The sequence below is a fragment of the Colwellia marinimaniae genome, from assembly GCF_002207865.1.
GTDB lineage: Bacteria > Pseudomonadota > Gammaproteobacteria > Enterobacterales > Alteromonadaceae > Colwellia > Colwellia marinimaniae.
This window is the reverse complement of sequence record NZ_BDQM01000036.1, coordinates 1-20,558: the sequence shown is the minus strand read 5'-3', so window position 1 is coordinate 20,558 and position 20,558 is coordinate 1. Positions and strand designations below refer to the sequence as shown.

At 38.6% G+C, this 20,558-nt stretch carries 20 protein-coding genes; 7 read left to right on the top strand and 13 right to left on the bottom strand.

The window, feature by feature from the left end; all coding sequences use genetic code 11:
* Positions 1-295 precede the first annotated feature (295 nt).
* The 3 genes from MTCD1_RS15610 to purM form a co-directional block, all read right to left on the bottom strand.
* On the bottom strand, positions 296-1,060 hold the full coding sequence (locus MTCD1_RS15610; protein ID WP_057180562.1) for a DUF3108 domain-containing protein: 765 nt from the start codon (positions 1,058-1,060) through the stop codon (positions 296-298).
* 137 nt (positions 1,061-1,197) lie between these two features.
* The gene (gene purN / locus MTCD1_RS15605) at positions 1,198-1,839 is read right to left on the bottom strand and encodes a phosphoribosylglycinamide formyltransferase (protein ID WP_057180564.1); all 642 of its coding nucleotides are present in this window, start codon (positions 1,837-1,839) and stop codon (positions 1,198-1,200) included.
* A gap of 83 nt (positions 1,840-1,922) precedes the next feature.
* Positions 1,923-2,963, bottom strand: coding sequence for a phosphoribosylformylglycinamidine cyclo-ligase (gene purM, locus MTCD1_RS15600; RefSeq protein ID WP_057180566.1), 1,041 nt, complete (start codon positions 2,961-2,963; stop codon positions 1,923-1,925).
* Between the two features lie 179 nt (positions 2,964-3,142).
* Here purM and MTCD1_RS15595 point away from each other — a divergent pair, with 179 nt between their 5' ends.
* Together MTCD1_RS15595 and hda are read left to right on the top strand one after the other, a co-directional pair.
* Positions 3,143-4,573: a DUF2066 domain-containing protein gene (locus MTCD1_RS15595; protein WP_231732987.1), complete on the top strand. Its 1,431-nt coding sequence runs from the start codon at positions 3,143-3,145 to the stop codon at positions 4,571-4,573.
* Positions 4,570-5,277 (top strand): DnaA regulatory inactivator Hda, encoded by a 708-nt coding sequence (gene hda, locus MTCD1_RS15590; protein WP_057180568.1) that lies wholly within the window; start codon positions 4,570-4,572, stop codon positions 5,275-5,277. Before MTCD1_RS15595 ends, hda begins: the two co-directional genes overlap by 4 nt.
* Positions 5,278-5,432: 155 nt before the next feature.
* Here the strand turns inward: hda and MTCD1_RS15585 are convergent, their stop codons facing one another.
* From MTCD1_RS15585 to MTCD1_RS15565, 5 genes are all read right to left on the bottom strand, one after another.
* Positions 5,433-7,379 (bottom strand): hypothetical protein, encoded by a 1,947-nt coding sequence (locus tag MTCD1_RS15585; protein WP_057180570.1) that lies wholly within the window; start codon positions 7,377-7,379, stop codon positions 5,433-5,435.
* A 40-nt stretch (positions 7,380-7,419) separates the two neighbouring features.
* On the bottom strand, positions 7,420-7,815 hold the full coding sequence (locus MTCD1_RS15580) for a DUF2069 domain-containing protein (RefSeq protein WP_057180572.1): 396 nt from the start codon (positions 7,813-7,815) through the stop codon (positions 7,420-7,422).
* Between the two features lie 35 nt (positions 7,816-7,850).
* Positions 7,851-8,207, bottom strand: coding sequence for an arsenate reductase (glutaredoxin) (gene arsC, locus MTCD1_RS15575; protein ID WP_057180573.1), 357 nt, complete (start codon positions 8,205-8,207; stop codon positions 7,851-7,853).
* A gap of 67 nt (positions 8,208-8,274) precedes the next feature.
* The gene (gene bepA, locus MTCD1_RS15570) at positions 8,275-9,744 is read right to left on the bottom strand and encodes a beta-barrel assembly-enhancing protease (protein WP_231732988.1); all 1,470 of its coding nucleotides are present in this window, start codon (positions 9,742-9,744) and stop codon (positions 8,275-8,277) included.
* Positions 9,745-9,804: 60 nt separating this feature from the next.
* A complete protein-coding gene (locus tag MTCD1_RS15565) occupies positions 9,805-10,413 on the bottom strand; it encodes a hypothetical protein (RefSeq protein ID WP_057180577.1) in 609 nt (202 codons plus the stop codon).
* Positions 10,414-10,551: 138 nt separating this feature from the next.
* On the opposite strand from MTCD1_RS15565, the gene MTCD1_RS15560 reads away from it, so the two are divergent.
* Genes MTCD1_RS15560 through MTCD1_RS15550 form a run of 3 tightly spaced genes read left to right on the top strand, consistent with a single transcriptional unit; the run spans position 10,552 to position 12,428 of the window.
* The gene (locus MTCD1_RS15560; RefSeq protein ID WP_057180578.1) at positions 10,552-10,770 is read left to right on the top strand and encodes a sulfurtransferase TusA family protein; all 219 of its coding nucleotides are present in this window, start codon (positions 10,552-10,554) and stop codon (positions 10,768-10,770) included.
* A gap of 53 nt (positions 10,771-10,823) precedes the next feature.
* A complete protein-coding gene (locus MTCD1_RS15555) occupies positions 10,824-11,906 on the top strand; it encodes an AI-2E family transporter (protein ID WP_057180580.1) in 1,083 nt (360 codons plus the stop codon).
* 48 nt (positions 11,907-11,954) lie between these two features.
* On the top strand, positions 11,955-12,428 hold the full coding sequence (locus tag MTCD1_RS15550; protein WP_057180581.1) for a methylglyoxal synthase: 474 nt from the start codon (positions 11,955-11,957) through the stop codon (positions 12,426-12,428).
* A 174-nt stretch (positions 12,429-12,602) separates the two neighbouring features.
* Here MTCD1_RS15550 and bcp read toward each other — a convergent pair whose 3' ends face one another.
* Entirely contained in the window at positions 12,603-13,079 is a 477-nt protein-coding gene (gene bcp, locus MTCD1_RS15545) for a thioredoxin-dependent thiol peroxidase (RefSeq protein ID WP_057180584.1), read from the bottom strand.
* 87 nt (positions 13,080-13,166) lie between these two features.
* Positions 13,167-13,694 carry a glycine cleavage system transcriptional repressor gene (locus MTCD1_RS15540; protein ID WP_057180585.1) on the bottom strand — a complete coding sequence of 176 codons (528 nt, stop codon included), beginning with the start codon at positions 13,692-13,694 and terminating at the stop codon, positions 13,167-13,169.
* Between the two features lie 201 nt (positions 13,695-13,895).
* Here MTCD1_RS15540 and bamC point away from each other — a divergent pair, with 201 nt between their 5' ends.
* Positions 13,896-15,065, top strand: coding sequence for an NlpB/DapX family lipoprotein (gene bamC, locus MTCD1_RS15535; protein WP_057180588.1), 1,170 nt, complete (start codon positions 13,896-13,898; stop codon positions 15,063-15,065).
* A 358-nt stretch (positions 15,066-15,423) separates the two neighbouring features.
* On the opposite strand, the gene MTCD1_RS15525 is transcribed toward bamC, so the two are convergent.
* From MTCD1_RS15525 to MTCD1_RS15515, 3 genes are all read right to left on the bottom strand, one after another.
* Positions 15,424-16,140 carry a M15 family metallopeptidase gene (locus MTCD1_RS15525; RefSeq protein WP_057180591.1) on the bottom strand — a complete coding sequence of 239 codons (717 nt, stop codon included), beginning with the start codon at positions 16,138-16,140 and terminating at the stop codon, positions 15,424-15,426.
* A gap of 29 nt (positions 16,141-16,169) precedes the next feature.
* A complete protein-coding gene (gene dapE, locus MTCD1_RS15520) occupies positions 16,170-17,396 on the bottom strand; it encodes a succinyl-diaminopimelate desuccinylase (RefSeq protein ID WP_082606463.1) in 1,227 nt (408 codons plus the stop codon).
* Between the two features lie 76 nt (positions 17,397-17,472).
* Complete coding sequence (locus MTCD1_RS15515) at positions 17,473-17,826, bottom strand: Spx/MgsR family RNA polymerase-binding regulatory protein (RefSeq protein ID WP_057180593.1); 354 nt, start codon at positions 17,824-17,826, stop codon at positions 17,473-17,475.
* 780 nt (positions 17,827-18,606) lie between these two features.
* On the opposite strand from MTCD1_RS15515, the gene MTCD1_RS15510 reads away from it, so the two are divergent.
* Complete coding sequence (locus MTCD1_RS15510) at positions 18,607-20,358, top strand: hypothetical protein (RefSeq protein ID WP_057180594.1); 1,752 nt, start codon at positions 18,607-18,609, stop codon at positions 20,356-20,358.
* Positions 20,359-20,558: the final 200 nt, after the last annotated feature.

The window sequence follows — 20,558 nt, the reverse complement described above, 5'->3', positions numbered from 1 at the left end:
TCAAGCATTATTTGTTGTTTTTTACACATTATTGAGGTGTTTATCTTGAAATATAGCCATTGAAATATGTGTCTCTGCTGAAAGCAAAGAAGAATAAAACGCTGGACGTTGGCTTAGGCGGTGGTGATGGTAGTTTTTAGCTAGGGAACTAGTAGTAATGTGTTAGATGAAATGAATTGCAAGCTATTAATTAAGTGAATAGCTAAGTGAATAGCTAAGTTAAATGAGCATAGCTATGCTCATTTAGTGGTGACTAACAAGCTAAAGGACGTTATTAAATACTTGCTAAGGTTTATTACTCTAATGCTGATAATTGTGCTTCAAATTGTTCCGTGCCGTCTTTCACTTGATAGAGCTTAACCATTAAAAAGTTTAACTCTGGGGCAAACCAAACGTAGGTGATACGTTTTTTTTCAACAATTTCACGCTTCAAACGGATAGTTTTGACTAAGCCAAAAGGAAGTATTAGTTCCTCATCACCATCATAGATATATTGATAATTTTTGATCGAGCCGCGAGTACTGATCACCGGGTAAACAAACTTTTTTTGTGCTGGGTTGTTAATTAGGTCGATGCGATTTTGCAGATGGTAGCTAAGTTTATCTAACAAACCATCAGTGAACTCTAAAGTGATCTCTTTATTATTTTTAATATCGGTTGCCGTTTTTCCCGCTAGATCATACTGCCATTGGTAGTATTTATCGCGACCTGTGCCCTCGCGTTTATAATCATAACTCAACGGTATCACTTGATTGTTTTCTATCTTAACTATGGCGGTTTCACTGCGTTTATCAGAAAAGATGAACCAATGTATATCCGTTTCATAATGGTATTTAATTTTATTATCAGCAAGGTAACTCAGCTGTCTGACTGCGGTACCTACGGGATCTGATTTATGTAATAAGGTATAAGTTGCCCGATAAGCAGGGATGACTGCTGCGAAGGACTCTTTTTTCTGTTGAGCGCTTGCTGGCTTTTGTGTATCAATATTAGTATCAGCCGTATTGGCTGAAACCAGGAAAGGTAATATGAATAACAGTAGGGAAAAGTGTTTGCGCATAATAAGCAAAGAGTCCAGCAGCAAGAGTATATTTAAGGATACTAACAGCTTCTGTAGAGAGTTTATAAAAAATACTAATCTATTTTTTGTGCTATTTATGCCCAGTTAAGCCCAGTTAAGCGAGTTAGCTATCAATATTAATCGTTAGCATAACCTGAGGCTGGCAGTATATTACCATCGAGTATTGCATGGTCGCCCTGCATGTTAAGTCTTTGTTCAGTGAACCACTTTACCACTAAGGGGTAGATACGGTGTTCTTGCTGATGAACACGGGCCGCAAGATCTTCACTGCTATCACCTTCAAATACGGGTACTTTCGCCTGAAGAATTACTGGACCACCATCGAGTTCTTCAGTAACAAAGTGCACACTAACACCGTGTACATCATCACCGGCATCAATAGCACGTTGATGCGTATTTAACCCTTGGTATTTGGGTAATAGCGATGGGTGTATGTTGAGCAGTTTGCCTTGAAAATGTTGGACAAAGCTGGGTGTAAGAATTCTCATAAAGCCTGCTAATACGATTAAATCAACAGCAAAGCCATCAATTATTTTGATCAGTGCTTGATCGTAATCTTCACGGCTAGAAAATTCTTTATGTGAAAGAGCTAGGTTGGTAATGCCAGCATTTTGAGCGCGAGTTAGGCCATAAGCATCGGCTTTATTTGATACTACCGCAACAACCTCTCCAGGAAAATTGTCATTGGTACAAGCATCAATAATGGCTTGTAAGTTTGTGCCACCACCAGAGATCAATACAAGGATACGACTCGACATCTTTGTTCCTCAATTTTTAGATAAATTAAAGGGGCTAATAAATAGCCCCTTTATAATATTTTTTTGCTTAGCAACGTTGTTATTTAGTTAAAAACAACTTGCTCTTCACCGTCAGCTTTATCGGCTATTTCGCCTATATGCCAAGCATTTTCGCCATGTGCGGTTAGCACTTCGATGCTTTGTGCTACTTTATCAGCAGGTACAACGATAATCATACCAACACCACAGTTGAACGTGCGGTACATTTCATGTTCGGTGATATTGCCTTGCTCTTTTAACCAAGTAAAGATGCTCGGCCATTGCCAGCTGTCACCTTTAATAACGGCTTGTGCTGTTTCAGGTAATACCCGCGGGATATTTTCCCAGAAACCACCACCAGTGATATGAGAAAGTGCGTGCACATCAACATTTTTAATTAACTCAAGCACAGATTTTACGTATATCTTAGTTGGCTCAAGTAAATGGTCAGCGATTTTTTTACCGTCAAGTAATTCATTAGTATCGGTATTGTTTACTTCTAATACTTTACGAATTAATGAGAAACCATTTGAGTGCGGGCCAGAAGCACCAAGGGCAATAAGTTGGTCACCGGCAGCAACGTTAGTACCGTCAATTAAGCGCGACTTTTCCGCAATACCAACACAAAATCCAGCGATATCGTAATCGCCTTTATGGTACATACCTGGCATTTCAGCCGTTTCGCCACCAACAAGAGAACAACCAGCCTGTATACAGCCTTCAGCAATACCTTCTATAACTGAGGCAGCAACATCAATATCAAGTTTGGCAGTAGCATAATAATCAAGGAAGAATAATGGTTCAGCACCTTGGACGATAAGGTCATTAACACACATAGCCACTAAATCGATACCAACCGTATCGTGTCTACCTAAATCGATAGCTAAACGCAATTTAGTGCCGACACCATCGGTACCAGCAACTAATACAGGCTCTTTATAACCGGTAGGTAATTGAAATACCGAACCAAAACCACCTAACCCCCCCATAACTTCAGGGCGTTTTGTACGTTTTACCGCACCTTTAATTTTCTCAACTAGGGCATTACCAGCATCAATATCAACACCAGCATCTTTATAGCTTAACGATTGTTTTTGTTCGCTCACGGGAGACCTCAGAAATTACCGACAGTATTTTATGGGGCGTATTCTACCAGTGCCAAGGCTCATACTCAAGTTGATAACCGTATCTTAGCTTGTTTTATTTTTTGAGGGTATTTATCAATATTTGCGGGTATTAATTACTGTCATTGTGATAAGATAATAGTTATGAAGTCATGGAGTTTATGAAATTTTTAGTTGATATGTTTAGATTTCCTTTTGTTATAATTTTCCTTATATTTACACTTTTTAGCACTAATCTACTGGCCCTGGAAGTAGATGATTTATACCAAGCTAATGTTGTTGTTGATTCACAAGCGAAAGAACAGCGTCAGCAGGCAATAAAACAAGCACTGCAAGGGGTGTTTTTAAAAGTTGGTGGTAAAAAGAGTGTTTTAACACATCCAGTGTTACAACAAGCACAAAAAAGAGCCAGTCGCTATGTTAGCCAGTATCGTTATCAACGAAAAGACGCTGAGCTAAGCTTAGTTGTCAGTTTTGATGAAGATAAAGTTAATCAATTGTTTAAAGACGCCAAGTTAGCGCGCTGGGGCAGCTTACGCCCACAAGTGCTTTTATGGTTAATCGATGAGCAAGGTGCAAGCCGTACTATGGTTGCCTCCGATGCGGATAGTATTATTCCCGCAAGTGTTCATGATTTTTCGATACAACGTGGTTTGCCTATTATCATGCCGTTAATGGACCTAACCGATAGTGAACATGTGGTGGTAAGTGACTTTTGGGGCTATTTTCCTGAACAAATTCAACAAGCCTCGCTGCGTTATTTTGCTGATACCATTATCGTGATGAGAGTGTCTGATTCAAGTTTAGTGAATAAAGAAGATATAGCTAAAGCAGCAAGTGCGGTAGATAATATTTCTTGTGGTTTATTGTGCCAACCAGCAGAAGTTGACCGCCCTAAAGTGCTAGATTGGCGGGTTTATAGCCAAGGCACACTGTATACGCAAACATACCAAGGTGATAATAAAATCAGTTTGATTCATCAGGGTTTATCCGATATCACCGAGTTGATTTATCAGTCTTATGCTTTATCAACCTCAGCAGAAAATAATTTTGTCATTGAAGTGAACAATGTCACGTCATTAAAACATGATATGCAATTATTTCAATTTTTAGCAGATTTATCAGCGGTTAAGAATGTTACTTTAATCAGTGCCCAAGGTAATGTTCGTCGTTTTAAATTAGACTTGCTGGGTTCAAAGGCTTCATTCCTAGCGTCCTTAAAATTAAACAATAAGTTAACGCAACAAATGAATACTCAGCTTGATAGTTTTTCTCAGCGTCAGCCATTTAAGCCTCAAAAGACTGCTCAAGCTGAACTAAACGACAGCAATAACTCAGTAAAGTTTACTGTCCTCGGCGAAATAGATACCGCTGGTGTTGAACTTTCTCAGGGGAATTTAAAGGCTAATAAAATAGTGTTTATTGATGAAAATGTGGCGGTTAGCAACTCAGTTCAAGATAAGGGTAACAATCTAGACGTTAAATCTGCCATTGAACTGGCAATAAATACGTCATTGCCGACAGTATTTGCGGCCAAACCACAGTTAACGCGGGTGCCATCTGTCCCGGTTTTTTATTGGGAGCAAGGATGAAACAAGTTGCTCAACTCACCTTGAAGGTGCAATTACCTGATGATGAAACATTCGATAACTATAAAAGTGATGATAATCTAGCGATTGTCAGCCAATTAAAATCCTATATTGATCAGCAACAGGATAGCCCACATAGTTTTTATTTGTTTGGCTCATCTAGTGTTGGTAAGTCACATCTACTTCATGCTAGTAGTACTTATGCTGCACACGTTGGCAAATCTTCAGTGTGTTTATCTTGTGCCGAATTAAAACGATTACCCGTGGAAGTCTTAGATGGCTTAGAGCAAATGGATTTAATTTGCCTAGACGATATTCACTTAATTGCCGGTGATGAGCGTTGGCAACAAGCTATTTTTGATTTGTATAACCGGGTGTTTGAACAAAACAATTACTTATTAATTACCGGGGATGAAAGTGCCCAACAACTAGGTATTAGTTTACCTGATCTTGTCTCTAGACTTTCTTGGGGTTTAACGGAGCAAGTTAAACCACTTGACGATGAAGAGAAAATCATTGCTATCCAACATCGTGCCACGCAACGCGGTTTGTTCTTGTCAGACGATGTGGTTAAGTTTTTACTTAATCGTTTGAGTCGAGATATGGGCAGCTTAATTAGCTCACTGGATGTCTTAGATAAAGCCTCTATTCAAGAGCAAAGAAAAATTACTATTCCCTTTATCAAGCAAGTGCTTAACCTGAAATAGTTAGCCGATGGCGTTAGTAACGTCATCACCAAGGAAAACATGCTCAATAAAAACAAAAAGCACGATTAAATCAATGGTGCTTTTTTTTTGGTAGGCATGACTAAAACTATTAACTATGCCTATTGCATTAGAGCTATTGAATTAGGCGTTTGCTATTAATGATTAGGTAAAGGTTTTTGGTAATAACGATTAAAGTTTTCTAGCGTTTCAGTTACCGGCGCAATGCTGGCCTTTTCTGTTGCTGGCTGAGGGATAGCATAGCCATTTAGCTGTTTCATCAAATTATCCATATTAGGTTCGCTTGGGCTGATGGTTAAATTATCCAACCAACTATCCCCGACAACCATGGTTATGGGAGCTGGTACTAAGTTTATGGCGGCTTGACTGTCAAATTCAGCTAATACCCTACTGGCACTAAAAAGTACTCGTTCTGTTAATTTATCGTCGCCAATCCGGCCACGTTGCCCCCAAGTGACGATATAATCAGCAGCGGAAATATTATTGCCAGAAGGTTGGTTGGTGATGGCAACATCGCGAATAACGCCAAAGCGGTTTTGCATCATTAACTCTTCAAATAACATGGCGTAATCTTCACGTTTACTTGAATAAGCATAATAATCTGTCGCTCTGTCTGGGCTAAAGAAGCTTTCAATGTCAGTAGGTAAGTAATTCTTTTGTGTTGAGTTGGCTGTTTCACCGGCAAAGCTAACTTGTGCTAAATTACGCATTTCTTGGCTGGCTAATGGTAGAGCAAGAGCAAGTTCATCGGATTCAAAATCAGTACTAAGGGCCGCATCAAGCACACGTTGGTCACTATGATGAACATACCACTCATTACTGGGGAAGAAGTCATTAGCATGGGCAAGTTCATGATACATTAAGGACGTTAAGCGATATAAAGCCGCTGTTGCTGTACGAGTTACTCGTGCCGACTTACTAAAGCTTTGGCTCGCATAGGCATTATCTTTAATATAACGCCAAGGCATAACAAATTGTAAATCATTACCAAAGTCGGCTCTAAAATCGGCGGCCTCATTTATGGTATCTCGCTCTTGGGGGCTTAACCAGAAATTTTCTGCATCTAAATATATTGCGCCCGTGGCAGCCCAATAAAAAGAAGGGCGAATATCATAAGCGATAACAATCGCCGTGGTAGCCCTTAATAAGTTTTTTATATCGTCATTGTCATCATTATTTGTTAAAAAATCTTTAAACCTATCACCCATCCACTGATGAGATACCAGCACTCTGTCCATAATGCTTGCCACAGAAGGTGTCGCCGACGAGTCATTTACTTCCTCAGCAAGTAACGGTGTTTGAGCTAGGGTACAAGAGCTGCTTAAGCTATTGTCATACACGCAATGAACTAAATTTTCAGCGTAAGGGCTATTGGCGTTATAGGCGAAAACATTGGCTTTACGATCGGAAAAATAAGCATTGCTCCTAATCGCGTCAGCGGGCTCGACTAATACCGCCACTTGGTCGTGATAGGTTATATTAGTGTTAGCGTCAGTTGCTGAGACATTAAAAGCAATAATGGTATCAAAACTAACCTTAGGTGCATCAAAGAATATTGTTAAGGCTCCCTTACTATTGTCTGTTGTTAACGTGACACTAGGTCCCTCTATTTGCTGCCATATCAGAGTGCTGGCGTCTATCGATAGCTGTATTTCAGTGCGAAATGAGACTTTATTCCCTGTTAAGGCGGTATGAGATAAGCGGGCAGTGATTGCATGGTAATCATCACTGACAGTAATATTCTTCTCTAAGGTTTGTGTCAGGTTATCGTTTAGGGTAAAAGAGACGCTAAAGCTATAACTGCCGGCGCTTGTCGGAGTAAAAGAGATAACTTTACTTGTCTTTGCTAACAGGGTTACTGGCTCACCAGTTAATTGTTGCCAGCGAATATTACTGACAGTGTCATAGGGAAAATGAAGAAGAAGATCAATGCTTTGATTGATATTTTGTCTTTCATCAAGCTGTACTATGCTATTGAGTGAGTAATCCGTTTGGATCCGATTGGAGTTACTATCACAAGCCGTTAATAAAGTGACTAGTGACATTGATAGCAGTAAGTTGATCTTGACAAAATTTAATCGCATTGACATCTTCCTTGTTATTGCAGCGTGATTAAGCGTTGAGCTATTTGTCTTCTTTCTTTTTTCGTATACTCAACCCAAGCTCTTGACCACGGAATTTAGCGTAATAACTAGCACCAAAAAACATTGCACTAGCAAAAATCAACTCTAATATCGCCCATATTCTGTCTGCTGGCAATACCCAAAGTGTGGTTAAGCTATGTAAAAAGTAGATTAAAACAATAAAATTAGACCAAGCATAGGTAAAAGGGTTGCCTTGTAACATACCTTTTAATGGTAATAATAACGGTAGAGTAAACATCAATAAAGACGTTGACGTACTTAAACTTTCACTAGGGCTGAGTACTATTAACCATAATGGCATAAATAAAAGTAATGAAAAATAGCCCGCCAAGGCTATTTTTTTGTAGGTGTCGGTTGAAAACATTTGTTTATTCATTGGGTTACTTATTGGTAATGGTGGATAATTGACATTTAGCCTTTAAAAAAACTTAAGACATTTTCAGGAGGGCGACCAATAATAGCCTTGCTACCGTCGGTTACAATAGGGCGCTCAACTAGCTTGGCCGTGTTTGCCATGGCGTTAATTAGCTCGTCTTCACTAGCACCTTTTAAGTTTTGTTCAGTAAACTCAGCTTCTTTGGTACGCATCATCTCAATAGCGGAGCAATTAAGTTGCGCGAGTAGCTGTTTAATTTGCTCATGATCAAGGGGTGATTTTAAGTACTCAATGATAGTGACTGCTTGCTTTGTCTGTTGCACCTGCTCTTCAAGTAAAGCCAGTGTTTGACGACTTTTTGAGCATCTTGGATTGTGATAAATAGTATACATAGGGTTACCTTTAAAATAGCCTGCTATAAAAATGCTAACAGGCAGAAATGTTGACACGATAAATGGCTTATAAGCGTTTTAAGCGATTCTCTTGTTCTTGAAATTGTAAAATACGGGCCTTTATCCTTTTTTGTATTAAAGGCTGATCTTCAAGAAAAGTATAACCGGTTTGTAACTCATCGGCAGCCTTGGCGTATGCACCTAACAAGGCATAGACCTCTGCTTTATTCATGTGCATTAAACCCTTTTTTCCTTGTGAACGATATAAGGTGGTTAATATATCATAAGCGATAAAGTTACCTGGATTGACCAATAAAAAGTCCTGCAGTATTTCCGCAGCGAGATCATAATTTTTTACCGAAAGTAGGGCGTTGGCGTAGTTTAAACTCACCACTTGGTTATTGGGCATAAATAAATTTAATTGCTCAAGCATCTTAATGGCTGATGATGCTTGGTCATTTGCTAAATACACATCCGTTAAGGCATCAATATAAAATAGATTATTGTTGTCCTGTTGTTTTAATGTTTCTAAAAGTTGTAATGCTTGTTTCGTTTGTTTATTTTCAAAATACGATAAGGCTAAACCGTACTGTGCCGCGGCTTTTATCGCATAGCGATTTTTCTTTAATTGATGTTGATAATAAATAATATTTGACTTGGCATCGCCCTGGTATCTTGCTTTCAATCTCGCCTTAGTGAGTTCAAAGTCTAAACTGGGTGGCAAAGGCCTGGCTGGATAATTTAATGCCCGTTGCCTAGCATCAGCGATGCGCGATTCAGGTAAGGGGTGGGTTAGCAGCATGGCTGGCGGCTTACTGGCATAGCGGTATTTTGCTGACATCTTGCTAAAGAAATTGGATGCGCCTTGTGGATTAAAACCACTATTGGCTAACAAAGTGATACCGACTCTATCGGCTTCTTTTTCATTACCTCGAGTGTAGTTGATACTTGCCTGTTGTGTCGCAGCCATACTAGCGCTAAGCGCTGCCATACCAACGGTGGGGTTGATTAAGGTCAGTAATACACTGGATAACATAGCAGCCATAGTTAAACTTTGAGTTTGGCTTTGTGACTCAAGTCGGCGGGCTAGATGGCGTTGGGTAACGTGAGATATTTCATGGGCAATAACAGACGCTAGCTCACTCTCTGTATCCGCTGTGGTAATTAAACCACTATGAATGCCTACATGGCCGCCAAAAAAGGCAAAAGCGTTCAATTCATTATTATTGATGATAAAAAATTCAAAGGCATAATTAACCCCTTGGGCATTTTTCACCAAGGTATTACCTAAGTGATTAATGTATTCAAGTAGAACCGGGTCTTGAATTAATGGCTGTGAAGCCCGTAATTGGCGCATCATCGCCTGGCCAATTTGTAGCTCTTTATCTATAGATAAAACGCTATAGGCTGAAATGCCAATATCGGGTAATTTATTTTTATTGTTATAGTTATTAATAGCACTGGCATTAAAGCTCGTCGCCACAGCAGTACCTAATGTCAGCAATAATGCGATAAGCATGGGTTTTAGGTTAAACAATATTACATCCTACATTTATGATCGAAATATACATGGTGATTAAAAGGTGATTTTACCTACTTAGCTTTCTTGGCTAAGGATATTACCATTTTTATTGGCGATTTCTTGATAAAACTCGGCAATACTATAACCTTTGACCGCAATAATTTGAAAAGATTCGCTTAATGTTGCAATTAACGTTTCGACTTTGTCATGGGCAAACTTTAATAACGCTTTATCGGCTTCGTCACCGCTTTGGAAGCAGTATATTGCAAAGGCGACTAAGCTATTTATGCGAAAAAGCATTTGTGTTTTTTCGGGTAGCCAAGTATGAAAAGGGCAGTTGCCTTGATTAATCATGTTTTGAGTGACATTTTCGCCATCAACAACTGGGTAACAATGTAACTCATAACCCATATCATTAAATTCATGCCGTAAGCTAATTTGTGCTTTGTTTTTTACTTGCATAGCACCATCAAAACTTTTACTTGCACCTAATAGGGCTAAATTCCATGTGTTTGGCTTTAATACTTCTTTGTAGGCACTATCAAAACCATGGGTAAGTATGCCATCTAAATCCCCTAAAGAAGAAGAAAATATATGGTAAATCGTAGAGACGTCGCCCCAATTGATTTGTTTTTTATAAGCATTAATTTCTTTTAAGCTAGCTTCTGGGCCTAATGAACTCATTTAGTGAATATTCCTAGTATTTAAGTTGTTTATACATAGGACATACCTATAGAGGTACGCTATGATAACTTTAATTAGTACCATGGATTAATTGTCGCAAATTAGTGAATTAAACTAAAGCGCTGTTTTTATAATTAGATGATTTATAAATATGATGGTATAGGCGAAAAGTGTCCGCTACCTTTAATTAACCTGCGTTTATTGTTAAAAAAAATGCAGGTGGGTGATGAGTGTATCATTCGTATAAATGATGTCGGCTCATTAAATGACATCCCTAAGCTGTTAGATAAACAGGGCTATCAACACAGTAAAAAAAATCTTGGTAATGGTACGGTAGAGATCAGTATTAGTATATAAAATTAAGCAAGAGCAACAGCCTCTTGGCTAAGCAAAATAAAAAATAGGACGTTATGTTTAAGTTATTCAGTGATTGGTATACCCGTAAATTTTCAGATCCCCATGCCGTAACCCTCGTTGTCATTTTAATATGTATTGCCTTGTTTATTGCTTTATTTAGTAGTTTATTAATGCCGGTCTTTGTTGCTATCTCCTTAGCCTTTTTATTAGATCTTCCGGTTAATAAACTGATGCATAGCTCGATGTCACGTTTGAGTGCCACGATAGTAGTGATCGTGGCTTTTATTGGCTTTGCCTTATTGGCGGTTTTGGGACTTATGCCCATTATTTGGACGCAAAGCAGTAATTTATTGCAAGAAGTCCCTAATATGATCACTCAAGGACAGGTGTATTTATTGACCCTACCAGAAAAGTACCCAGAACTAGTACATGAGTCTCAAATTGAAAGCTTTATTGTTATGGTCAATGATAATCTACTTGAATGGGGTCAGGTCGCGCTGAAAGCGTCATTAAACTCTATTTCTGACATTGTCGCTTTAATGGTTTATTTAATTCTTGTTCCCTTAATGATGTTTTTCTTCTTAAAAGATAAAATTGAATTAATGAACAGCGTCGCGTATTTCTTACCTAAAGAACGCCGCATGGCAAAGAAAGTAAGTAAAGAAATGAACCAACAAATTTTAAATTATATCCGTGGTAAAGTGATTGAAATTATTATTGTTGGCACAGCAACGACCATAGCTTTTATGTTTCTTGATTTGCAATATGCATTATTATTAGGTGTTTTGGTTGGTTTGTCGGTACTGGTCCCTTATGTGGGAGCAACGGTTGTTACTTTTCCGGTCATGTTAGTCGCGCTTTTCCAATTTGGCTTTGGCAGTGAATTTGGCTACGTTATGCTTGCCTATGGCATAATTCAAGCAATCGATGGTAATGTTATTGTGCCTTTACTTTTCTCTGAAGCGGTTAACCTTCATCCAGTTGTTATTATTATCGCGGTGATATTTTTTGGTGGTTTATGGGGCTTCTGGGGGGTGTTTTTTGCCATCCCTTTAGCAACGCTGGTAAAAGCTGTCATTAATGCTTGGCCTTCAGTGCCCGAAACAGACGAGACAAATGAAGCCCCTGAACTGTAAAATAATGGAAATAATTGCAAAAAATCCTCGCTAGTTAAAGGAACTAAAATGGAATTATTGTACACCCAACGAATGATGCCAGCGCATAAACGCATGGCACTAGTGGCCCATGATAATAAAAAAGCCGATTTAATTGCTTGGGCGAAAAATCGTAGTGAGGATTTAAAATTCCACCATTTATTTGCTACTGGCACTACGGGTTATTTATTGAGCAGCGCCATTGCTTTACCGATAAAGTGTCTGTTGTCAGGGCCCATGGGTGGCGATCAACAACTTGGTGCATTAATCGCAGAAGGGGAGATTGATGTGCTAATATTTTTCTGGGACCCGCTTGATGCGGTACCCCATGATCCTGATGTTAAAGCACTGTTAAGATTAGCCGCGGTATGGAATATTCCGGTAGCGACTAATAAATCTACCGCTAATTTTTTGATGGACTCGGAGCTGATGACCGAAGAGAGTGCTATTGAAATTCCAGACTATGCGGGTTACTTAGCGGCACGTATCAAGTCAATGGACTAAATACCTTAGTAAGGTATTTTATTCATTGCTAGCTAAATTAATAGTACTTAACTTAATAGTGTTAATTCAATAGCAATAACTAAAAAGCCCTAAGCTAATATTATTTAGCTTAGGGCTATTCTTTTTTACTTTAAGGGCAAGCACCTTTAACGCTTACGGTAACTAGCTATTAAGTTACTGACTTAACTCGTTTAATACAGCTAAAACCACATCGTGATGTTCTTTAGTTTTGAATTTATTAAAAACGTGGCTGATCTTGCCATCAAGGCCAATTAAAAAGCTTAAACGATGAATGCCGTCGTACTCTCTGCCCATAAACTTCTTTAAACCCCAAACACCAAATTGCTCGGCTACTTGGTGATCAACATCAGCTAACAAGGAGAAGTTTAGTTCATCCCGTTGGCAGAATTTAGTTAAGCGCTTTACTTCGTCAGGGCTGATACCAAAAACAACCGTGTTTAATTCATTCAGCTCAGCTTTAATATCACGTAGACCTTGTGCTTGCACGGTACAACCCGGAGTCATTGCTTTCGGGTAGAAATATACTAGCACCTGTTTTTTGCCGATATAATCAGCTAATGATACTGACTCATCATTTTCATTAGCTAGGGTAAATAGTGGCGCGGTATCACCAACGTTTAGAGTATTCATTATAAACTCACTGTTAAAAAGGGATGAAAGTCATTTACTTGATTTTAAGGGTAACTATGTCTTACTCATTGAACGCTATGCTTATTACTATAATAAGTTAGTATTGGCTTTTTTAATACAGCCTTGGACGTCAGTTTGCTGACAAAGCTCTAAGAAGTCACGCTCAATCTCATCAATACTAATTTTCTCCGTTAAAGCAAATAATATCTTGGCACTCATATGGTTAGTTTTGGGATCTATAGCTGATTTCAACGAAGAAATGTCTATTTTTCGTGTGGCAAAAAAGGCGGTCATTGCTTTTAAAATACCCGGTTGATCAATACCACAATATTCAGCTTGGTAGTGTTGTACCAAGTTAAAGGTTCTATGACCAGATGTTCGCTTCATCATAGTAATTAAATCTAAAGTATGAGCAAGTTTAGGGATCCTCGCTTCAATCTTATTAATTGCTCTGCTTTCACCATTAAGTAACATAATGAAGGTAAATTCAGAGCCAAAAAGGGCCATTCGGCTGTCCAATATATTACATTCGCATTCACTTGCTAATTTAGTTAACTCACTAACACAACCTGTTCGGTCCGATCCCATTGCGGTTAGTACTAAATATTGTGACATTCATTACGCCTAAGTTGTCAATAAAGACGTATTGTAACTGATCATGATTAAAGTTGGAATCATCTTACATTTTTGTGGTCATATAACTTGTGTTTGTAAAATCAGCCAAGTACCATGGGGCGCAATGTTTAGCCCTATTTTAGTTTTTTAGTGAGCTTAGTTGGGTTTTGACTATCAATAACCTAAGCCACAGGAGTTTTAATGAGTTGTAGAGTATTTTATTTATCACTGTTAGCCTTGTCACTAACAGCTTGTGGTTCTGTTAATAATAAACAAGCGCAGGGGAGCTTTGCTTATCAGTATAAACCTGAAGCTAACGCTCTAGTGATTCCTGCCAATTTGAATAAACCCAAACAAGCGCAGGACTTCTTTGTCTCCGATAAAATAAATCATCAAGGCCCTATTGGTGAAGATATGGATATTCGAGCACCTTCACTGGTTATGCCTGTTGCCGCCTCTTCAAGAGTTGTTGATGAGTCTACTGTCGCGATTATTTGGTTTGATAAGGTTTTAGAAGATAAAGATTTATTGGAATTTATCGAAAAAGTTGTCATAGAAAAGTTAGTTGAAGACAAAATCACCTATAACTATATTGAAGAAGATGTTGAGGTTACCTTAAGTAAAGTCATTGAGGGGGCGACCAGCTTAAAAGAAACCAGTATTAAGCGTGAAGGCATTAAGACGGCCATCATAGAATCAGATTGGTATCATAATGAGGTTGATGTTGGTTGGATTTATACCGACATACAATTTTCCAAGAGTTTACGTTTCCGCTATCAATTATTAGCTAAACCTCATGGTCGCAGTGTCTCATTACGTGTTTCATTAGTTGATTTTTTACAAACGGATGAAACCGGTGGTAGCAAAAGCATGGATCCCATTGATAAGCAACGTGCTGAAAAAGCTATGCTTAATGAGCTAATTGCCGCTGTTGATTATAATTACCGTCTTCAACAGCGCTCGGATCGCTTAACTCGTGCCAATCAAAAGCTAGTAACAATAGGACAAAACATTGAAGAAGAAGCCGGCTATGTTGTTGAGATGGGCTTAGACGACTTATGGGACAATATGCCTTTATTCTTCGAAAAACATGGTTTTACCATTAGCGATTTAAACGAAGATAAGAAAATTTACTATGTCGACTTTGTTAAACCTGATAGTAGTGTTTGGGATAGTATTTGGGGTCAAGATGTACCGGTTATCGATGTTAATGATGCCAACTACCAATTTGTTTTAGCGCCTCTGGATGAACTTAATCAAAAAACCGCAGTAACCATATATAATGCTGCCGGAGAGCCGTTACCGTTAGCAACCTTAGAGCGAATTTTCCCGGTATTCGAGCAAGGTTTATCGTTTAGAAACGTTTTTTAATATAGTTGTTACGATAAAGTTTACCCGCTCTTTGTCGAAATAAGACAGAGCTAAGTCGACATAAAAAACTCCACACCGTGGAGTTTTTTTATGTCTTGAATTTGTCAGCTCTTTAGGGCTTGTTTTTTTCATATGTTGCCAATTTATGAGCACTTTTGTTACTTCTTGGCAGGGTTTCTTTTAAGTCATTTAAATTGTGTTTGCGCATTTTTTGTTTAGCGTTTTTTTGCAGGGTACTCAAGTTACCTATGATAATAGCTAGCGCTATTACTATCATGAAAATAGCTACGCCATTGTCCATTGGAATGCCTCTTAATAAGTTTGTTAAGTTAGTTAATGCTAAGTAATATCTCTCAGCTTACTGTTTAGTGAGTATAACATTTGTCGGCGCAGCACAGACATTATTAATATAACGCTTTGCTATGTCATCTAAATTTTTAATAATGACGTCCTTGCCCAATATAGTGCTGTTATTTAATGCCTTGGCTAACCGTTCAATATCAAAAGCTTGCTGATATTGTTGTGCTAATGGTGCGTAAGATAAATGCCAAGGCTCACTGGCAACACCACCTTGGAAGCTAGCATAAGGCAGGAAAAAGCCAAATTGATGGGCGTATTTAACCAACCAAGCAGATAATTTTGCTAAAGGCCCTTGGGCACTATATTCCCATGGTTCAAGCTGTAGTTGATAGTCATCAGCTAGCAAATTTGGCGCGTAAACATCAATGTCACAGCCCCAATGGTGCCTACTAGCGCCGGGTAGGGCGGAATAAAGTAAAATACTGTGGGTCAACTCAAGTGGTGATAAACTCGCGGCTAAAATACTTTCTCCGGCAATATTCTTAATCGGTGTTTTTCCAGAAAACTTATTGTTCCATAACATAAGCTGTCGGTCAAAAGATCGAAAGCCACTGGCAATGCTTAAGTCAATATTAGCGGTGTTAGCCGCAGCAACTAAAGCATTAAAGGCATTTTTCATTTCTTGGTGAATGGCCACCCGCTCATTGAGATAATACAGGTGTTGCTCGGTTTGACCGAGTACTTGAGCGGAATGGCTTTCATTGCTAGTAGGCATGGTTAAATGACACCTTATAACTAAAGACGTTAGCCATTAATGTTTTTGTGTGTGCATAAAACATTAACCAAGCAGTGATAATATATATCAACGAGTTGTTCTAAATCGTGACAAGAAACAGACTCATTAACTTGATGAATAGTGGCGTTACATGGTCCTAGTTCAATCACTTGGGCACCCGTTGGCGCGATAAAACGCCCATCTGAAGTGCCACCTGCGGTAGAAAGTTGGGTTTTTTTACCGGTAACAGAGAGTATGGCTTGGCTAACGGCATGGAGAAAACCGTGTTCAGAGTTAGCATGCTTGGTAATAAAAGGTTTACCATTAAAAGTCCACTTTATCTCATAATCCAGTTGATGTTTGTTAAGGATTGACTCGACTTGCTCAACAATCATTTGATCGGTTAATTCTGTGCTATAGCGTAAATTAAATAATGCCGTTAAATGCCCAGGGACAACATTACTGGCACCTGTACCCGCATTAATATTTGATAATTGAAAGCTAGTCGCTGGGAAATATTCATTGCCCTGATCCCACTCTATTTGGCTGAGCTCTGTTAATGCGGGCATAGCTAAATGAATCGGGTTTCTGACATGCTCAGGATAGGCAACGTGACCTTGTTTACCCTTAATGACTACTTCAGCAGTAATTGAACCACGGCGACCATTTTTTACGACATCGCCAACAGCATGAGTACTAGAAGGCTCACCGACAATACAATAAGTGATTTTTTCATTGCGTGCTTCTAGGGTATCGATAACTCGAGTGGTGCCATTGATAAAGGGTCCTTCTTCATCACTGGTGATTAAGTAAGTGATTGCCCCTTGATGATCTGGGTGGTCGTGCACAAAACGCTCGGTCGCCACTATCATTGCCGCTAGGCTACCTTTCATATCTGCTGCGCCACGGCCATATAACATGCCATCAATTATTGTTGGCTCAAAGGGCGGCGTATGCCATAGTTCAAGGTTACCTGCCGGCACCACATCGGTGTGGCCAGCAAAACAAAAAACTAAATCATTGTTTATTTTACCCGTGTTTTTCTTATTGTCTGGGCCCAGGCTACCGTCTCGGCGTGACCAAAGGTTAGTGGTATCAGCAAAAATCATTGTTTCATTATTAAAGCCAAGTTTAGCAAGGCGCTCTGCCATCAGTTTTTGACAACCTGCATCTTCAGGGGTAACTGAAGCTCTACTCATAAGATCTATTGCCAGTTTAATAACGGCGCTTTCATATTTTTGTTCAGTTTGACTCACAAGAACTACCTTTAGTTAATTTTTAATACATGACTATAAAGACATGGCTTTTAAATGTTGATCTTTACTGTCTGTTTTACTTATTTGTTTCGAAAATATTTTGATACTGTTCAGCTTTAAAACCGAGGTTTAGTTCATCATTCAATGGTAGCAGTGGTCTCTTAAGTAACGTAGGTTGCGCAAGCACAGCGGCAAACATAACTTCATCTGTTAAATTGTTTTTTATCTCGTCAGGCAGGTTACGAAAGGTGGTACTGCGTTTGTTTAATAATAAAGACCAATCACTTTGCTTAACAAATTGTGTTAATAATTCGGCAGTTAACGGTTGTTTCTTAAAATCATAAAGTTGATGTGTTATGTTATTTTCAGCAAGCCATTTAGTTGCTTTTCTCACGGTATCGCAATTCTTAATGCCATAAAGTGTAATCATATTTGAGCAGTATCCAATAGTTCAGAATCAATGCTTAAGATGATATCAGAATCAGTAGGCTATATCCGCTAGTAATAGGCAATGTGTTAGCTAGATCTAAGGATTAAGTATTTTTTCTCGATCATGTAAATATTTTAACCAATACACCCTTTAGATAATGTCGGCTTATATAAACTAGAAGATTCATTGAGGTGTGAATTTTAATTGCTTACATTTTGTTGCAATAGTTATGCTCATTCTTATGTCGACTATTTCAATGATCGTTAAAATTAACATAGCTACTCTAAGGCGCTTGCGCGCAAAAGCTAAATAGCCACTAGCTCTAGAAGTCTGTGTTATTGCTTAAATTCATCATACTTACTCTAATCGACCTCGAACCAGTTTTACTTAGTGGTTTTTATAAATAAAAATAAATGTTTTCTTGCAAGAGCTACGCCCCACTATTATGTCTATTACTCCAAGGGTAACCGACATTAATATAGTTACTCAACTGACCTCAAACCAGCTCACGTGATGGTTTTTATAGATAAAAACCATTTTATCTAAAATTGCATCACCCAATTATTTGTGCTATCTTGCGCGCCTTAAAAAAAGTAGGGCGTCAAAATCGATCGAATATACCTTGATGATTACCCTGTTTTTTTTGAAAAGGTCAATTGTCTGTCGTTGATAAAGCAATTTCCTTTAACGATAAAACGCTAAAATTATAACCATTGGCCAGCCAATTTAAGCAATAACCTTCATTATCCCAATTCAGGTTATACAGGAAACAGTTTACTGATGAATATACCAAGAACTATTTTAACACTATTCTTGTTGGTGTTAACGCTATGCATTTCTGGTTGTGGCGGCGAAAAAAAATCCACTGCTACTCCTGAAACTGCTGTTGCTATCAGTGATAAACCTATCACCAATGCTATTGATGGTCAGGCATATACTTACCGCGCTGATTTTGCTGACTGGAATAATAATACCGACGTTACTTTTACCATTAAAAACAAACCTGACTGGTTAAGCTTTAATGAAAAGTATGGCGCTATTACCGGATTGGCCAAGCCATTTATCAATATTCATAAAAATGTTGAATATGTCTATTTTGATATTGAAATTATTGCCACACTCAACGGCCAAGTGAAAAGCACTAAGCCGTTTAACATCGTTATCACCAATGAAGCGGGTAAAATAGTCACTAAGCACATCGTCTTTAGTGCAACCTATGCAGACAGTGAAACGAGCATTAACCAGGCGGATATCGACCAACATTACCACAGTGTTGCAGCTTATGTTAATTACTTGTCTAACGGCAAACATAAAGTCAAATTTGATGTTGTTCATTTAGAGCCGATGACAGTATCTCGTGAACAAATGAGAACAATCAGATTAAGCCAAACGGCTTTAAGTAATGTTTATCTAGATAATGCGGCTGATTTATCCAGCAAGTGTGATCTAACGGTGATGATGCCCCTAGCACGCACTTGGTATGATGAGAATAAAGAAGGTCAATCAGTTAGCGCCGAACCAGATTTTTCATTTACCGAAAAACTTGGCGATACCAATAAATGTGAATCTTTCTTCTTACCTACAATAGCTACCCATTACCTTAATATTCCTGAAAATATAAACATCGACGATTACCATAGTATGATTTTTACCTTCTATGATGACGAGATTTGGCACCAGCCTTTTGCTAGCAATTTCGAGCCGGGCTTTAACCTTAAGCAAGGTGATAAAGGGCTAGACGGTTATCATTACGCCACAACGAATATGAATGACGATGATTTTAATGAAGCGCTTTATCTCGACATAGATTCTACCGATAGACCGTGGGCTGAACTCGAGATACTCCGTAACAATCCCAGTATTATGTCTGAGTTCTATACTCAAGAGCAAGCACCACTGACATCCAGTGAAAAGAGCACTACGCATGAGATTTTTCACCTGCTGGGGCTTTTGAATCATGACGATGGCATAAATAGATATAATGTTGATAAAAGTATTTTCAAAACGTTAGCAACACACTTGAAAAAAGGTTATTGGCCGGCCGTTAATTATGGTGATCTATTTAGTATTATGGGCTCAAAAGCTTTTAGTCTTGGTTTAGCACCATCATCACGAGAGCTTTTGGGTTGGATAGATAGTAATGATATTCACACTATTGATAGCAGCAGTGAGGCCGTCATTATTAATGACATTTACAGTACACAAGGGAAAACCCTTGCTAAAGTAAAAGTTGAAGGTGGTTATTTATACCTGAGTTATCATGCCGGTAATAGTTATGATGAACCCCTTAAACATCCATTATTAGTCGAGCATAGCCAAGGTATTCAAATTCACTATACCAATGAAAGAACCCCAGCAAAAATGTCTGAGTATCCAGCAAGCTCAACATTGCTAGACCCTGATCAAGATCTATTCAATGACAGCTACGCGCTAAAAGCCGGTGCAAGTTACACTATTTTTAATGTTGAAATAACCACTGTTTCGGTTGACGGTGAGCAAGCGATTTTTGATGTGAAGTATATCAAAAATTAACTATTTTAACCTCAAGGGGTTCATTAATAGCAAACATCACCTTTAGCTGAATCATACTTTATCGGCTCTGTTGTAGTTTAGTGTTGTTGAGTAAACAAGCGATACGCGTAAACCCATCCATGGCTGAGGGATCCCCATTTCTTTATCTGAATTGTGCATCCGCGCATGCCTTTAACCCTCCTAGTGCTAGAGCAATGTCA